Raw genomic sequence first — 16,289 nt, 5'->3', positions numbered from 1 at the left:
ATTGCAAAATTAGCGGTTTAATTCCCTTATAAATATGACCAAAATCAGTTTTAAAATATAATCGCAAAATTAAAACCAATTTCGTTTTTTAAAATAAATAACCATTCCGATGACTGTCAAAAACATAAAACCAATTACAAAAAAATAACCATTGGGCTGTCGCAGCTCGGGCATATTATCGAAATTCATTCCATAAACTCCAACGATAAAAGTAAGCGGTATAAAAATGACTGAGATAATGGTCAGGGTTTTCATAATCTCATTCATTTTATGAGCCTGTGCAGCAAAAAAGAAATTAGATGCACTTTCCAACGACCCCATATCTGACTCGATCTGCTCCAATAATTCCAAGCATTTCTGGTGCAGCCTAGAAAAAAAAGTAAAATTTTCGGATTCAATTTCATCAAAAACATCATCTTCCCGAATACTCTTAATATCGTACAAAGAATCCCTGAGCGGAATAATTGAACGCTTCAGGAAATTAAAATTATCTCTGTGTTTTTCTATTTTTTCAAGAATAATCGGGTCGGCGCTGTTTTTGGTACTATCTATTAAGTCTTCAATTTTATCTTCTTCATTTTCAATGGTAATATAAAAATTTCCAATAATCGCATCCAGCAGAATGTATAATAGATAATCAGCTTTTTTGGTTCTTACAATACCCGAATTAGTCCGGATTCTTTCCCGTATATGGGTAAAAAAAGCGCTTCTCTTTTCCTGAAAGGAAATCAGGATTCCTTTTTTTAGCAAAAAACTGATTTGTTCTACTTTAATATCATCCGAATTTTCGGAGGGCAATATTGATTTTATATTAAAAAACAGTACCTCCTTTTCCTCCTCCAATTTTGTCCTTTTGCTTGTATTTAAAATATCCGCCAGCATAAAATCATTGATATTAAAATACTTAGCCACATCTTTTAGCAAAAAAACATCGCTCAAACCGTGGATATTTAGCCAATTTATTTTAGCTAAATTAATATGATCAGCTAAATTATTTATGGTACCATTTTCATATTCATTTACGGTACAATCATCATAGACAAACAATTGCATTTCAATTTCTTTGTCCTTATGTGAACCCGTATATTCGAGTGTATAAGGCTGTAGCCGCTTCCCTTTTTTGTATTTAATTTTTCTCATAAAATAATTTGTATAGTAATATTACAAAAAACATTCCAAAAAGGAAACAGCATTTAGCATTTTGATTGTAAGGTCTAAAAATAACAGCTGCATTTATGGCATAAACCTGCATTAAAATTTATTCAGCAAATTGCTCATAAAATAAAAATTTTAATTCCAAAACCTTGCCATGAAAACTGGTTCTAAATATCAGTGACATCACAATCAAAACTACCCTGGCATTATTGGGTGAAGTTATAATTGAACAATAATATCTAAAATTTTGTTAAACAAAAAAAACCGAGCCATTTCCAGCTCGGTTTATTATAATCTAAAAAGTCTATTATCTTTTATCTAAAAGATTATTTTACTTCTTCGAATTCAACGTCTTCAACATTGTCTCCTTGCGATTGAGCTTGTGGCTCAGCAGCAGCCTGACCTTGTTCTCCTTGAGCATACATTGCTTCAGTAGCTTTTTTCCAAGCTGCGTTAATGTTGTCAAGAGCCGTTTGGATTGCTGTCAAGTCTTGAGATTGGTGAGCCATTCTCAATTCAGTCAAAGCATATTCTACAGCAACTTTGTTATCATCAGATAATTTATCTCCAAGTTCTTTCAATTGAGACTCAGTCTGGAAGATCATTCCATCAGCTTCGTTCAATTTTTCAGCTCTTTCTTTTGCCGCTTTGTCAGCATCAGCATTTGCCTCAGCATCTTTTTTCATTCTTTCGATTTCTTCAGCAGTCAATCCAGAAGAAGCTTCGATACGGATATCGTGAGATTTTCCAGTTCCTTTATCAGTCGCAGAAACTTTAATGATACCATTAGCATCAATATCAAAAGTTACTTCGATTTGAGGAACTCCTCTTGGTGCTGGCGGAATACCATCTAAGTGGAAACGGCCAATAGTTTTATTATCAGCAGCCATTGCTCTAGCTCCTTGCAATACATGGATTTCAACTGATGGCTGAGAATCTGCAGCTGTAGAGAATACTTGAGATTTTTTGGTTGGAATAGTAGTGTTAGCCTCTATTAGCGTAGTCATTACACCACCCATAGTTTCGATACCTAAAGATAATGGAGTAACGTCAAGTAACAATACATCTTTTACATCTCCAGAAAGAACTCCACCTTGAATAGCTGCTCCAATTGCAACAACTTCATCAGGGTTAACACCTTTAGATGCTTTTTTACCGAAGAATTTTTCAACTTCTTCAACAATTTTTGGGATACGAGTAGAACCACCAACTAAGATAACTTCGTCAATATCAGAAACTGATAAACCAGCATTTTTCAACGCTTTAGCAACTGGTGCCATAGAACGTTTTACTAATGAATCTGTCAATTGCTCAAATTTAGCTCTTGATAATTTTTTCACTAAGTGTTTTGGTCCAGAAGCGGTAGCCGTAACGTATGGCAAGTTGATTTCAGTTTCTGCAGAAGAAGACAATTCGATTTTTGCTTTTTCAGCAGCTTCTTTGATACGCTGTAATGACATTGGATCCAAACGCAAGTCAACACCTTCTTCAGCATTGAATTCGTCAGCTAACCAGTCAATAATTTCGTGGTCAAAATCATCACCTCCTAAGTGAGTATCACCATCAGTAGACAATACTTCGAATACACCGTCTCCTAATTCAAGAACAGAGATATCGAAAGTACCTCCACCTAAATCGTAAACAGCAATTTTTTGGTCAGTTCCTTTTTTGTCCAATCCATAAGCAAGTGCAGCAGCAGTTGGCTCATTGATGATACGCATAACTTTAAGACCAGCAATTTCACCAGCTTCTTTAGTAGCCTGACGCTGAGCATCGTTAAAATATGCAGGAACAGTAATAACTGCTTCAGTTACAGTTTGACCTAAATAGTCTTCAGCAGTTTTTTTCATTTTTTGAAGTGTCATTGCAGACAATTCCTGTGCAGTGTACAAACGGCCGTCAATATCCACACGTGGTGTATTGTTGTCCCCTTTTACTACTGAATAAGGTACTCTTTTTGCTTCCTCAGTGATTTCAGCAAAAGTGTGTCCCATAAAACGTTTAACAGAAGCAATAGTCTTAGTTGGATTAGTTACTGCTTGTCTTTTAGCAGGATCACCCACTTTAATTTCTCCACCTTCAACAAAAGCGATGATAGATGGTGTAGTTCTTTTTCCTTCTGCATTAGGAATAACAACTGCTTCATTACCTTCCATTACAGATACGCAAGAGTTCGTAGTACCTAAATCAATTCCGATTATTTTACCCATTTTTAATATATTTAATTTTTATTATATACTCGTTTTAATAACTCGAAGACTCAAAAGCAATCACTGTGCCAATATAAAAAACCGAGTAAATTGTCAGTTTATAATAAAATTGGCATAAAACAATATGACAAACTGACATTTTGAAATTTATTTGGGCAAGACCCCATTATAAAAAGGAGCCAGATGCAGCTGGCATATATTCGGCTCCTTTCCATAATGCGGTCGGGCTATCCGCACTATTTCGGTAGTCTGCTCTATCCTAATGTCATTAAGTTAAGGATTTCTTATTAAAGTTTGTCTAAATATAATTCTCGCAGAGACGCTAAGACGCAAAGGAATCCGATTTTAACTTTGCGCTTCTGCGTCTTTGCGAGAGTGAAATAAAGCTTAACTTAATGACATTGGCTCCTATCCCTCTTGCAATACTCCCCTCATTGCTAGCGAAATAGACGAATTATCTTAATAGAATCAGCAAAAAAAGATTTATATTTGTGTTAAACCTTTTTAATTCAAATTATTATGAAAAAAACAATTTTACTGTTCGTTTTTGCATTGTCATTTAGTTTTTCAAGTGTATCTGCACAAGCCCGAAAAGAATTAAATTTTGGCCTTCTTGGAATTAATTATGAAATCCCTGTCCACAAAGACATTACAATTGCTCCCGGTATTGGAACCAATTTTGATCTTGACTGGTTAAATCTAGGTGTAAAAGCCAACTATTATTTTGACAATGTATTTGAAATTTCAGATCCTGCCTGGGATGTATATGGCGGATTGAACGCTGGATACTCCGTTTACATGGGAGACAATGATCATGACAATGAAAGTGACCTTAATCTTGGGCTTCAAGTTGGAGGACGATGGTTTTGGAATGATAAATGGGGACTATATGTAGAAATTGCCGGCGGAAATGTATCGGGTTTATCGCCTGCCGTAGGATTAACTGTAAAGCTGTAATACATTCCTTTTGTATACGAAGCCCTGAAAGAAAATCTCAGGGCTTTTGTATTTTTATACACGGCTCTATAGAATGGACTGTATAAAACACTGTACTTTTAGTATATTTGAAAGAACTATAAAAACACAATTTGAACTGAGAAACAATAATGACAGCAGAAAATACAGCAACAGCTCCAGAGAGCGAAATAGTAAGTTCAAGAATTATAAATGCACCGAGAGAACTTGTCTATCGGGCTTGGACAGAACCTGAACACTTAAAAAAATGGTGGGGACCAGCAGGTTTCACCAATACTTTTAATGAATTTGATTTCCGTGTTGGAGGCAAATGGAGTTTTATTATGCACGGTCCCGAAAAAGGAAATTACCCAAACGAATGTGAATTTATAAAAATAGAAAAACCTTCATTAATTGCTTGGAAACGCCATACTAAACCATTATTTCAAGTATTAGCCACCTTTGAAGAACTCTCCCATGACAAAACAAAAATTATTTTTAAAATGCTTTTTGACACTATTGAGGAATGCAACAAATTAAAGCCTTTTGTAGTAGACAAAAATGAAGAAAACTTCGACAGGCTTGAAAATGAATTAAAATCAATGCTTCTTTAATAGGATTCTCTATTTTAAAAATTCTTACCTATATTATCAAAGCTTTATTTATTAACAAAAAATTAACATCAACATTTGTATATACAAATATAATTAGTGTTACATTTGTACCAACAAATAAGAACATGTATCATGAAGATTGAAGATGAATTAAAAAGCACGGTTGAATACAGTAAAGCAAAACAAATTGTTTTGAATATAATGTATACAGTAAATGTAGTTACAGAACGCTTTAATGATATTATAAAACCTTATGACATTTCAGGTGAACAATTCAATGTATTGCGAATATTGAGAGGACAAAAAGGCTGTCCAGCCAATATGTGCATTATACAGGAAAGAATGCTGGCCAAAACAAGCAATACAACGCGATTAGTTGACAAATTATTATTGAAAGATTTGGTTACCCGCAACGTATGCCCAGATAACCGAAGAAAAATTGAAGTTCTGATCACTCAAAAAGGTCTTGATTTATTAGCTGAACTAGATCCAAAAGTACAGGAACATGAAGAGTTTTTTGCCAAAAATTTAAGCAGCGAAGAACTTGAACAATTAAATACATTATTAGAAAAATACAGAACTAAATAAATACAAACATGAGCAATTTTTTAAACAACCAGAATTGGAGATACGCAACAAAGAAATTTGATGCCACTAAAAAAGTTTCAGCAGAAGACTTACATACATTAAAAGAAGCTATTCGTTTAAGCTCTTCTTCATACGGATTACAGCCATATAAAGTAATAATTGTTGAAAATCCAGAATTAAGAGCACAATTACAGCCTGCGGCCTGGGGACAAACTCAAATAGTAGATGCATCACATCTATTCATTTTTGCAAATGACACCAATATTGGGGATGAAGCTATAGATTCTTTTATAAACACAATCAGTATAGAGAGAGAAACACCATTGGAATCATTGGCAGGATATGGAGACTTCATTAAATCTAAAATATCATCTTTGGAACCAGCTGTTAAGAGCATCTGGACATCAAAACAAACCTATTTAGCATTAGGAAACTTATTGAACGCCGCAGCCGAATTAAAAATAGACGTTACACCAATGGAAGGTTTTGTACCTGCTCAAGTTAACGAAATATTAGGTTTAGACAAATTAAACCTTAATGCTTCGCTTATCGCAACTATAGGGTACCGTCATGAAGAAGATGCTGCTCAATTTTACAAAAAAGTAAGAAAATCACAAGAAGAATTATTTATAACTTTATAATCTTAACAATAATTACTAATTCAATTTAATTTAAACAAATTTCAAAACTATGAAAAATTTCAAAACTATTGCCTTGGCATTCGTAGCAGCATTATCTACATTAGCAGTAACTGCACAAACAAAAAAAATTGATGTTGCGAAAAGCAACATTAACTGGGTTGGAAAAAAAGTAACAGGACAGCACTCTGGAACTGTAGCTTTTAAAAGTGGCGCATTAGTATTCAAGAAAAACGCTTTAAAAGGAGGAACTTTCACTGTAGATATGACTTCTTTGACAGCTACCGATATTACAGGTGAATACCAAGGAAAATTAAACGGTCACTTAAAAGCTGATGACTTTTTTGGAACTGATAAATTTCCAACTTCAACTTTAGTTTTCAAAACTGTTGCTCCAAAAGGAAAAGATGTTTACTCTGTAACAGCTGATTTGACTATTAAAGGAATCACTAAACCAGTTTCTTTTGATATCACCGTAAAAGGAAACACTGCAACTACAGCTTTCAATGTAGACAGAACTAAATACGATATTAAATACAACTCTAAGTCATTCTTCGAAAGCATTGGAGACAAAGCTATCTATGACGAATTTGAATTAACAGTAAATTTGAATTTCTAATATTAGATTTTAATTGTGGAAAGTACCCTCGGCGTTTTTGCTGGGGGTATTTTTTTTATATACAAATCAATTAGTGAAAACAAAATGCACGAAAAATTCGGAACCACACCCAAATAAAATACCGTTAACTTAAAAATCATGAACAGGTAACATTTAGAAAATATCTCAAAAACATTGTAATGGTAATTTTGAAATAGAAAAACTAACAACAAAAAACCGTACAATTATCAGTTTCATGAAAACAAAACTACTCTTAGTCCTTATCATTTTTTCATCATTCTTTCAATCAAAAGCACAACAGACAAAAGGAATTACCGGTGATACCAACTGGTTCAGCCATTGGACAAATTTTACACCAGCAGCAACAGCTTATAAGGAAGCAAATCAGGTTTTAACAGGTGTCATAGACCAAGACTTAAAGTTAACCAAAAACAATACTTATAAATTAATCGGGACGGTTTATGTAACCAATAAAGCCGTCTTAACAATAGAACCTGGAACAGTTATCAGAGGAGATAAAGAATCTTGCGGCACACTTATAATTACTAAAGGCTGTAAAATTATAGCCGAAGGAACTATTGCTGAACCCATTGTATTTACTTCAAACAGCTCGAATTTAATGAGAAGGCCTGGCGATTGGGGAGGCATTATTATATTGGGAGAAGCACCTATCAATAAAATTGGAGGCATAAGCTTTTTGGATTTCAATCTCGATCCTGCTGTTAGTTATTATGGAGGGGAAAATCCAAATAGCAATTCAGGAATTCTAAAATATGTACGCATCGAATATTCAGGACACAAAATCAATGCACTTAAGGAACTGAATGGATTGTCATTGGGAGGTGTAGGAAACGGCACTAAGTTCGACTTTATCCAGATTAGTTTTTCTAACGATGATTCATTTGAATCCTATGGAGGTGATGTAAATTTTAATCATCTGATATCCTTTAGGGCAACTGATGACGATTTTGATTTCACGCAAGGTGTTCAATGTACTATTTCGAATAGTATTGCCATTCGAAATCCGTATTCATCGGACATATCAGGTTCACGCTGTTTTGAAATTGACTCGTACGATAAAATTGAAAATGCAGACATCAGCAAAAAATTAACCAAAATCACAGCCAATAACATGACCATGATAAATACCGAAGATAATAATCAAGGATTAGTAAGAGAGGCGGTTTACATCAAGGAAAAAAGTTATTTTAATATCAATAACAGCATCATTGACGGTTTTAGCAGCTGTGTTCTGCTCGAAAATAAAATAGGAGCATTTCCAGCTAATCTGGCAAAAATAAACATTCAAGGCATACAGGTAAATCGATGTGCTGGTATAGTTCTGAGCGAAAACCCAAGCTTTAACTCTGAGCTGAACACTTGGTATAATAATGATACTTTTTCATTAGAAATCACAAAATCCAACAGCACTGAATTATTCATACAATCTGATGTTAAGAATTCACCCGATTTTAGAGCCAGAAGCATAAATTCAATAGTGAGCATAAAATAGCTGAACATCATCTAATTATCGTGAAACCTGATACATTCTATCAGGTTTCTTTTTTTTAGCAATGTTAGATTTAGGTTTAATTTTTTTGCATACCAACATTACATCATTCAAAAACACAGCAACAAATAATAAAACTTAACTAACTGATTTAGAAAATTTTGAATTAACTTTATAATATATTTTACAAAACCATACCTGCCTATATTCGAAAACTTAATCTCATCAGCTTTGTATTTGCCTTTTTTATTAATTTAATATAGAAAAATATGAGAAACTTAAAATCACTTGGCATCGTCTTACTGATTCTTTTTTCCTGTTATATAGGAAATGCGCAAAAATATAAAATTGACGTTTCAAAGAGCAGTATCCATTGGGTTGGAAAAAAAATTACGGGAGAACATGAAGGGAGTATAAAATTCAAGGATGGCTATATTATCTTTAAAGATAAAAAGTTAGCTGGAGGAAGCTTTACGGCAGATATGACTACCATATCCAATGATGACCAGACAGGAAGTTCTAAACAAAAACTGGAAGGCCATCTAAAATCAGAAGATTTTTTCAGCACGGCAAGTTTTACAACTTCAAACTTGACCCTCAAAAGTATCGCTAGTAAAGGAAACAATACTTACCTCGTGACCGCAGACTTAACAATTAAAGGAATAACAAACTCCGTACAATTTGATCTAGTTATTGCCGGAAAAAACAAAGCTGCAGCAAACTTGATTGTCAACAGAACCAAATACGATATCAAGTATGGATCAGGAAGCTATTTTGATGATTTGGGTGATAAAACAATTTATGATGATTTCGAACTACATGTAATTTTAGTTTTTTAATCATTGTAATTTAACAAAAATTTAAAAAAAATATCTTTTTTTTCTCTCTGTGTATTTTGTCAAAACAAATATCATTTATATATTTGCATTCAACAGAAATCATTATGAGAACAATAACAAACAATACTTGGTGGTGGAACAATTTACGTCAAACGTCGTGAAGTAAGCTCCTATAGTATTATTTGAACTATAAATATAAAAAGGCTTGTCATCACGACAGGCCTTTTTTTTATTCCAAAAAAAACAATTAAGTATCAACACTATATGAAAACCTATAAACTACAGACCAATCACAAACAAATTCTTGCTGACACTATAACGCCAGTAAGTATCTATTTTAAAATCAGGGATAAATTCCCAAACAGCTTATTGTTAGAGAGCAGTGATTATCACGGAAACGACAACAGTTTCTCCTACATCTGCTGTAATCCGATCGCTTCGATAAAAATTGAAAACGAAACCATTTTCAAAAACTTTCCTGACGGAACTTCTGAAAACATCGCAATTGATACAAACACAAATATTCCTGAAGTTATTCAGCAGTTTTCAGGACAATTCCAGTCTGATAAAAACGACTTCAAATTCATCAATAACGGATTGTTTGGCTACATTTCGTATGACGCCGTTCGTTATTTTGAAAAAGTAACCATTGCTAAAAAAGAAAACAGCAACACCATTCCCGATGTGTATTATGCAGTGTACCAAAACATCATTGCCATCAATCACTTCAAAAACGAAGCGTACATATTCTGTCACAGCCTTGACGGAAGAAACAATATTTCGGAAATTGAGCAATTGTTACAATCCCGAAACATTGCTTCGTATAAATTTTCAAGAGAAGGAGAAGGTTTTTCAAACCTAACCGACGATGAATTCAAGCAGAATGTGGCTTTGGCCAAAAAACATTGTTTCCGCGGTGATGTGTTCCAATTGGTGTTATCAAGAAGGTTTACGCAAGGATTCAAAGGCGACGAATTCAATGTTTACAGAGCCTTGAGAAGCATCAACCCCTCCCCTTACCTATTCTTTTTTGATTATGGCGATTTCAAAATATTTGGCTCTTCACCCGAAGCTCAGATTATCGTAAAAAACCGCAAAGCTGAAATACATCCAATCGCAGGAACTTTCAGAAGAACCGGCGATGACGAAAAAGACGCCGATTTAGCCAAAAAACTTTCGGAAGACAAAAAAGAAAACAGCGAACACGTAATGCTTGTGGATTTGGCCCGAAACGATTTGAGCCGTCACGGTCACAATGTGAATGTAGAAAAATACAGAGAAGTTCAGTTTTTCTCCCACGTTATCCATTTGGTTTCCAAAGTGACCGGACATTTACACGAAAAAGCAACAACAATGCAAGTAGTAGCCGATACTTTCCCAGCAGGAACCTTAAGCGGAGCGCCAAAACACAGAGCCATGCAATTGATCGAAGATTACGAGAAAACAAATCGTAATTTCTATGGTGGTGCCATTGGTTTTATGGATTTTGAAGGCAATTTTAACCACGCGATTATGATTCGAACTTTCCTAAGCAAAAATCACCAACTGCATTGTCAAGCCGGTGCCGGAATTGTCGCCAGCTCTGACGAAGAAAGCGAAATGCAGGAAGTTTACAATAAATTACTGGCTTTGAACAAAGCATTAGATTTGGCCGAAACAATTTAAAATTCTGAAAGATGGGACAGATTAAAATATTTGGAATCAAAAAAGAGCTTCATCCAATAAGGGAAAAAATATCCGAAATTATTAGCGAATGCATGTTTGAAGCTTTTCAATTTCCGAAAGAAAAAAAGGCGCATCGCTTTATTTATATGGACGAAGACAGTTTCTTCTATTTTGAGGGAAGAACAGCAAAACATACCATTATAGAAATAAACGCTTTTGAAGGAAGAAGCATCGAAGCCAAGAAAAAGTTATATCAGCTTATTTTTGAAAAATTCGAAAGAGAATTACAAATTTCGTCCATGGATGTCGAGATCACAATATTTGAAACTCCAATGCACAATTGGGGTATTCGAGGAAAAAGTGGAGATGAATTAATGTTGAATTACAAAGTTAATATTTAAACAAAAATGAAAAAAATACTAGTCATAGACAATTACGATAGTTTCACTTACAACTTGGTGCATTATTTAGAAGATTTGGATTGCGAAGTTACCGTTTACAGAAACGATGAATTTGACATCGATGAAATCTCAGGTTTCGAAAAAATATTGCTTTCACCCGGTCCTGGAATTCCAGATGAAGCAGGGTTATTGAAAGCGGTTATTGCAAAATACGCACCAACGAAAAGTATCCTTGGCGTATGCCTCGGACAACAGGCCATTGGTGAAGTTTTTGGCGGAACATTATCCAACCTGGACAAAGTATATCATGGAGTAGCTACTTTGGTAAAAAAATCGGTAAACGATGAACTTTTATTCGAAGGTTTGGAAAATGAATTCGAGGTGGGACGTTACCATTCTTGGGTTGTGAATGCCAATCTTCCCGATGTCTTGGAAGCCACTTCCTTTGATGAAAATGGTCAGGTGATGTCATTAAGACACAAAACATACGATGTTCGAGGTGTACAATTTCACCCTGAAAGCGTGTTGACACCAAACGGGAAAAAGATTTTGGAAAATTGGTTGAAATCGTAACCGCATTGTAGAGACGTTGCACTGCAACGTCTCCATCTACAACATCCGCAACGGGATGTCGTCAGACGTTGCACTGCAACGTCTCTACGCAACGAAACGTAAATAAAAAGACAATGAAAACAATCAAAATCCATCTTATCTTGTCTTGTCTTATTTTTTGCTTTCTTTCCTGCAACCAACAAAAGGAGCAAAAAATAGAACAAACCGTTACTGCACAACCAGAAATGGTTTTGGATTTAGTGGATTTACAGGCAAAAAACAAACTGGGAAAAGATACTGTTGTCACTGTCATCAACGACCCCGTTTATCATAAAACGAAAAAATATCATGCCGTAAACGCATTGCTTCTTTTAAAAAATGAATTGGATTTATCAAAAGTTGACATCAAGAACACCCTGATTGTTTTTGAATGCATAGACGGTTACAAACCCGAAATGCCTCTTGAATTATTTTTGGAAACAAAATCGTTTCTGGCTTTCAAAGATGTGGATGCGCCAAAAGGTTCCAATTGGGAGAAAATTGTCAAAAACGGAAACGAAATGAATGCCGATCCGTTTTATTTGGTTTACACTTCAGCTCCTACGGACAATGAAGAATACAAATGGCCTTATAATGTAATCAAATTTCATTTGGAGCCAAAAAATAAAAACATCGAAGCCTTACAGCCAAAGGATGATGAAAGGGCACTGAAAGGCTTTGCGTTGTATCAGAAACATTGTATTACCTGTCACGCCATAAACGGAATCGGTGGCGAAATGGGACCTGAATTAAATTATCCCAAAAACGTAACCGAATATTGGAAAGAAAATGAATTGGTCGATTATATTGTAAATCCGGCTTCTTTCAGAAACAAAGTGAAAATGCCGACATTAGGAATCACAAAACAAGAATCGCAGGAAATTGTTGATTATTTGAAATACATGTCTGAAAAGAAAATAGAAGTTAGAAAATAGAAGTTAGAGAAATAAAAAATAAAATCTTAGAATCTTAGCAACTTTAAAAAAAATGAACATAACAATTTCCGAAACAAGAGATATAAATCTCGATGACATATTGGTCTTGTACAAAGCAAACGGTTGGAGCTCAGCAGAAAAACCAACTCAGCTATACAATGGTTTACTGAATTCCGAAACGCTGATCACAGCTTGGGAAGACAAAAAACTAATCGGACTTGGAAATGCCATTTCAGACGGGCATTTAACGGTTTATTATCCGCATTTGTTAGTGCTTCCGGAATATCAGGGAAAAGGAATCGGAAAAATGATTGTTGACAAAATGCAGGAGAAATACAGCCACTTCCACATGCAAATGCTCACCGCAGACGGAAAAGCAGTAGATTTTTATAAAAAGAATGGTTTTGAACGCGCCGGAAACACAGAACCAATGTGGATTTATCAAGGAAATGAACATTAGAATTTATAAACGTTGCGATAGAGACGTTGCATTGCAACGTCTCAACATAAACAAATAAAAAAATGAAAAACATATTAAACAGATTAATCAACCACGAAATTCTAACGAAAGAAGAAGCCAAAAATGTATTGGTTAATATCTCTAGCGGAAGCTATAATCCAAGTCAGATTTCAGCATTCCTGACCGTATACATGATGCGAAGCATTAGCATCGAAGAGTTAGCTGGATTTAGGGAAGCACTTTTGGAATTGTGCATTCGGGTTGATTTATCCAATTATAACACTATCGATTTGTGCGGAACGGGTGGTGATGGAAAAGACACGTTCAACATTTCGACTTTAGCTTCTTTTGTTTCTGCTGGTGCGGGAATCAAAGTCGCTAAACACGGCAATTATGGAGTTTCTTCTATTTCAGGTTCGAGTAACGTAATGGAAAAATTAGGAGTTAAATTCAGTAATGACGCTCAGTTTATCGAAAAATGCGTTGATCAGGCGGGTATTGCCATTTTGCACGCACCTTTGTTTCACCCTGCGATGAAAAACGTGGGACCAATCCGAAAAGAATTAGGCGTTAAAACCTTTTTCAATATGTTGGGACCAATGGTAAATCCTTCTTTTCCGCAAAACCAATTGGTGGGCGTTTTCAATCTTGAATTGGCTAGAATGTATGGTTATTTATACCAAAATACCGATGTCAATTTTACGATTTTACATTCGCTTGACGGATATGACGAAGTGTCTTTGACCGGGCCAACAAAAATCATTACCAGTTCACAGGAGAGAATGCTAAACCCTGTTGATTTTGGTGTTCGCCTTTTAGCGCAAAGCGAAATTGAAGGCGGAAAAACCATCGAAGAATCGGCAGAAATGTTCATGAATATTATTTCCGGAAAAGGAAACGAAGCTCAAAACAACGTGGTTTGTGCCAATGCCGGAATTGCTATTGCAACTGTTAATGGATGCACACCTAAAGAAGGTTTTGAACAAGCCAAAGAAAGTTTGCTTTCTGGAAAAGGACTTTCAGCTTTGAAAAAAATACAGGAATTAAGTAAATAGATTATTAAAAGATTTAATTATTTAAAAATTAAAAGATTATCAGCAATAAATATTTAACTCTTAAAATCAAAAACTGATTTTTTAAATTAGAATTTTTAATTCATTTAATCTTTAAATTAAAAAATTATGACAAAATCATTTGAAGAATTTGAAGTTTACCAAAAAGGAATTCAATTAGCCAAATTGATTTTTAGATTATTAGAAAATAAATCTTTTGAAAGAGAATACAGCTTTAAAGATCAAATCAAAAGAGCTGTCATATCGATTACAAATAATATTGCTGAAGGTTCTGAATACAATAACAATAAACAATTAATACGCTATCTCAAAATTTCAAAAGGAAGTTGTGCAGAAGTTAGAAGTATGCTTGTTTTAGCCAGAGAATTAGAATTAATACCGCAATTAGAAATTGAAAAAAGTTACAATTTAAGCATTGAGATTTCTCAAAACTTATCCAACTTTATAAAATATTTAAACACTAAAATTAAAGAGTAATTTGTTGTACATGACAAATTTTTCAATCTTTAAATTTTTCAATCTTTAAATTAAAATAAATGAACATACTAGATAGAATTATAATCGACAAAAAAAGAGAAGTAGTTTTAAAGAAATCCATCATTCCGGTTTCGCAATTGGAATCCTCTGTTTTCTTTGAAAAAAAAGTAATTTCTTTAAGTCAAAATTTGAGAAACAGCAACACAGGAATCATCGCCGAACACAAACGCCGTTCTCCTTCAAAAGCGGTTATCAATCACGGTTTTACTGTTGAAGAAGTCGTAAAAGGATATGAAAGTGCCGGTGCCTGCGGGATTTCGGTTTTGACAGATGGAAAGTATTTTGGCGGTTCTTTGGACGATTTACTTTTGGCGAGAGCATCTGTAAATATTCCGCTGTTGCGAAAAGAATTCATTGTTGACGAATACCAAATTTTGGAAGCCAAAGCCCACGGAGCTGATTTGATTTTATTAATCGCAGCGGTTTTAACGCGTGAAGAAATCAAATCATTATCCGAGTTTGCAAAAGGATTAGGATTGGAAGTATTATTGGAAGTTCATAATTTGGAAGAACTGGAAAAATCAATTATGCCGACACTGGACATGATTGGAGTGAATAACAGAAACCTAAAAACTTTCGAAGTCAGCCTTGATTTCAGCAAAGAACTGGCAGACAAAATTCCGAACGAATTTATAAAAGTTTCTGAAAGCGGGATTTCATCAATCGAAGCCATCAATGAATTAAAACCTTATGGCTACAAAGGATTCCTGATTGGTGAAAACTTTATGAAAACTGATAATGCCGGAAAAGCAGCAACGGAATTTATTGGACAACTATAAGCAATAGGCTGTAAGCCGTAAGCTTTAAAAAATCATTAATTAGCATAAAGCCTAAAGCTTATTGCTTAAAGCATTAAACAAATGAAACTCAAAATCTGCGGTATGAAATATCCCGATAATATGCTCGAAGTAGGTTCGCTCCTGCCTGATTATATGGGATTTATATTTTGGCCAAAATCGACACGCTATTTTGATGGAGAAATGCCTGAATTATCTAGATCCATTAAAAAAACGGGAGTTTTTGTCAATGAAAGCATCACTGTAATTGAAGAAAAAGTAGAAAAATACAACTTACAGGCTGTTCAATTACACGGTCAGGAATCGGCTGCATTTTGTACGGAAATAAAAACTAAATTTGGTGCTTCCGTCGAAATTATAAAAGTCTTTTCTGCAGACGAGAATTTTGATTTCAGCGCCCTGGAACCTTACGAATCTGTTTGTGATTATTTTCTTTTTGATACCAAAGGAAAATTACCCGGCGGTAACGGAACCACTTTCGACTGGAAAATATTAGAGAAATATCCTTCGGCAAAACCATTCTTCCTTAGCGGTGGCATTGGGATTGAAGAATTGGATGCTGTAGAAGCAATTTTGAAAACCGATTTACCCATTTATGCCATCGACATAAACAGTAAATTTGAAATTGAACCGGGATTAAAAAATGTGCAATTATGTAGAGACGCATTGCAATGCGTCTCTACAAAACAATTAAAATAAAATA

General features: G+C 34.6%; 18 protein-coding genes. 16 read left to right on the top strand and 2 right to left on the bottom strand.

The window, feature by feature from the left end; translation table 11 throughout:
* Nucleotides 1–69: 69 nt before the first annotated feature.
* Nucleotides 70–1,140 (bottom strand): magnesium/cobalt transporter CorA, encoded by a 1,071-nt coding sequence (gene corA, locus ABEG11_RS05945; RefSeq protein ID WP_348823272.1) that lies wholly within the window; start codon nt 1,138–1,140, stop codon nt 70–72.
* Nucleotides 1,141–1,481: 341 nt separating this feature from the next.
* Nucleotides 1,482–3,365, bottom strand: a complete 1,884-nt coding sequence (gene dnaK, locus ABEG11_RS05940; RefSeq protein ID WP_348823271.1) for a molecular chaperone DnaK — start codon at nt 3,363–3,365, stop codon at nt 1,482–1,484.
* Between the two features lie 519 nt (nt 3,366–3,884).
* Between dnaK and ABEG11_RS05935 the strand changes: the two genes are divergently transcribed.
* The 16 genes from ABEG11_RS05935 to ABEG11_RS05860 all read left to right on the top strand — a co-directional run bounded on the left by ABEG11_RS05935 (nt 3,885) and on the right by ABEG11_RS05860 (nt 16,285).
* A complete protein-coding gene (locus ABEG11_RS05935) occupies nt 3,885–4,322 on the top strand; it encodes a hypothetical protein (RefSeq protein WP_348823270.1) in 438 nt (145 codons plus the stop codon).
* 149 nt (nt 4,323–4,471) lie between these two features.
* The gene (locus ABEG11_RS05930) at nt 4,472–4,933 is read left to right on the top strand and encodes an SRPBCC family protein (RefSeq protein ID WP_348823269.1); all 462 of its coding nucleotides are present in this window, start codon (nt 4,472–4,474) and stop codon (nt 4,931–4,933) included.
* A gap of 132 nt (nt 4,934–5,065) precedes the next feature.
* The gene (locus ABEG11_RS05925) at nt 5,066–5,521 is read left to right on the top strand and encodes a MarR family winged helix-turn-helix transcriptional regulator (protein ID WP_348823268.1); all 456 of its coding nucleotides are present in this window, start codon (nt 5,066–5,068) and stop codon (nt 5,519–5,521) included.
* 8 nt (nt 5,522–5,529) lie between these two features.
* Entirely contained in the window at nt 5,530–6,162 is a 633-nt protein-coding gene (locus tag ABEG11_RS05920; RefSeq protein WP_348823267.1) for an NAD(P)H-dependent oxidoreductase, read from the top strand.
* Between the two features lie 49 nt (nt 6,163–6,211).
* On the top strand, nt 6,212–6,778 hold the full coding sequence (locus ABEG11_RS05915) for a YceI family protein (protein WP_348823266.1): 567 nt from the start codon (nt 6,212–6,214) through the stop codon (nt 6,776–6,778).
* A gap of 235 nt (nt 6,779–7,013) precedes the next feature.
* Nucleotides 7,014–8,291, top strand: coding sequence for a beta-helix domain-containing protein (locus ABEG11_RS05910; protein ID WP_348823265.1), 1,278 nt, complete (start codon nt 7,014–7,016; stop codon nt 8,289–8,291).
* 266 nt (nt 8,292–8,557) lie between these two features.
* Nucleotides 8,558–9,127 (top strand): YceI family protein, encoded by a 570-nt coding sequence (locus tag ABEG11_RS05905; protein ID WP_348823264.1) that lies wholly within the window; start codon nt 8,558–8,560, stop codon nt 9,125–9,127.
* 264 nt (nt 9,128–9,391) lie between these two features.
* Nucleotides 9,392–10,792, top strand: coding sequence for an anthranilate synthase component I family protein (locus ABEG11_RS05900; protein ID WP_348823263.1), 1,401 nt, complete (start codon nt 9,392–9,394; stop codon nt 10,790–10,792).
* A gap of 11 nt (nt 10,793–10,803) precedes the next feature.
* Nucleotides 10,804–11,193, top strand: coding sequence for a tautomerase family protein (locus ABEG11_RS05895; RefSeq protein ID WP_348823262.1), 390 nt, complete (start codon nt 10,804–10,806; stop codon nt 11,191–11,193).
* Between the two features lie 6 nt (nt 11,194–11,199).
* A complete protein-coding gene (locus ABEG11_RS05890) occupies nt 11,200–11,766 on the top strand; it encodes an anthranilate synthase component II (protein WP_348823261.1) in 567 nt (188 codons plus the stop codon).
* Between the two features lie 113 nt (nt 11,767–11,879).
* Nucleotides 11,880–12,719 (top strand): c-type cytochrome, encoded by an 840-nt coding sequence (locus ABEG11_RS05885; RefSeq protein ID WP_348823260.1) that lies wholly within the window; start codon nt 11,880–11,882, stop codon nt 12,717–12,719.
* 52 nt (nt 12,720–12,771) lie between these two features.
* Nucleotides 12,772–13,179 carry a GNAT family N-acetyltransferase gene (locus ABEG11_RS05880; protein WP_281228585.1) on the top strand — a complete coding sequence of 136 codons (408 nt, stop codon included), beginning with the start codon at nt 12,772–12,774 and terminating at the stop codon, nt 13,177–13,179.
* A 62-nt stretch (nt 13,180–13,241) separates the two neighbouring features.
* Nucleotides 13,242–14,234, top strand: a complete 993-nt coding sequence (gene trpD, locus ABEG11_RS05875; RefSeq protein WP_348823259.1) for an anthranilate phosphoribosyltransferase — start codon at nt 13,242–13,244, stop codon at nt 14,232–14,234.
* A 126-nt stretch (nt 14,235–14,360) separates the two neighbouring features.
* The gene (locus ABEG11_RS05870) at nt 14,361–14,729 is read left to right on the top strand and encodes a four helix bundle protein (RefSeq protein ID WP_348823258.1); all 369 of its coding nucleotides are present in this window, start codon (nt 14,361–14,363) and stop codon (nt 14,727–14,729) included.
* A gap of 59 nt (nt 14,730–14,788) precedes the next feature.
* Complete coding sequence (trpC, locus tag ABEG11_RS05865; RefSeq protein ID WP_348823257.1) at nt 14,789–15,568, top strand: indole-3-glycerol phosphate synthase TrpC; 780 nt, start codon at nt 14,789–14,791, stop codon at nt 15,566–15,568.
* A gap of 81 nt (nt 15,569–15,649) precedes the next feature.
* The gene (locus ABEG11_RS05860; RefSeq protein WP_348823256.1) at nt 15,650–16,285 is read left to right on the top strand and encodes a phosphoribosylanthranilate isomerase; all 636 of its coding nucleotides are present in this window, start codon (nt 15,650–15,652) and stop codon (nt 16,283–16,285) included.
* Nucleotides 16,286–16,289: the final 4 nt, after the last annotated feature.

Origin of the sequence: Flavobacterium aestuarii (assembly GCF_040049115.1) — a bacterium.
GTDB classification, from domain to species: domain Bacteria; phylum Bacteroidota; class Bacteroidia; order Flavobacteriales; family Flavobacteriaceae; genus Flavobacterium; species Flavobacterium aestuarii.
This window is presented reverse-complemented; position numbering and strand designations above follow the sequence as displayed.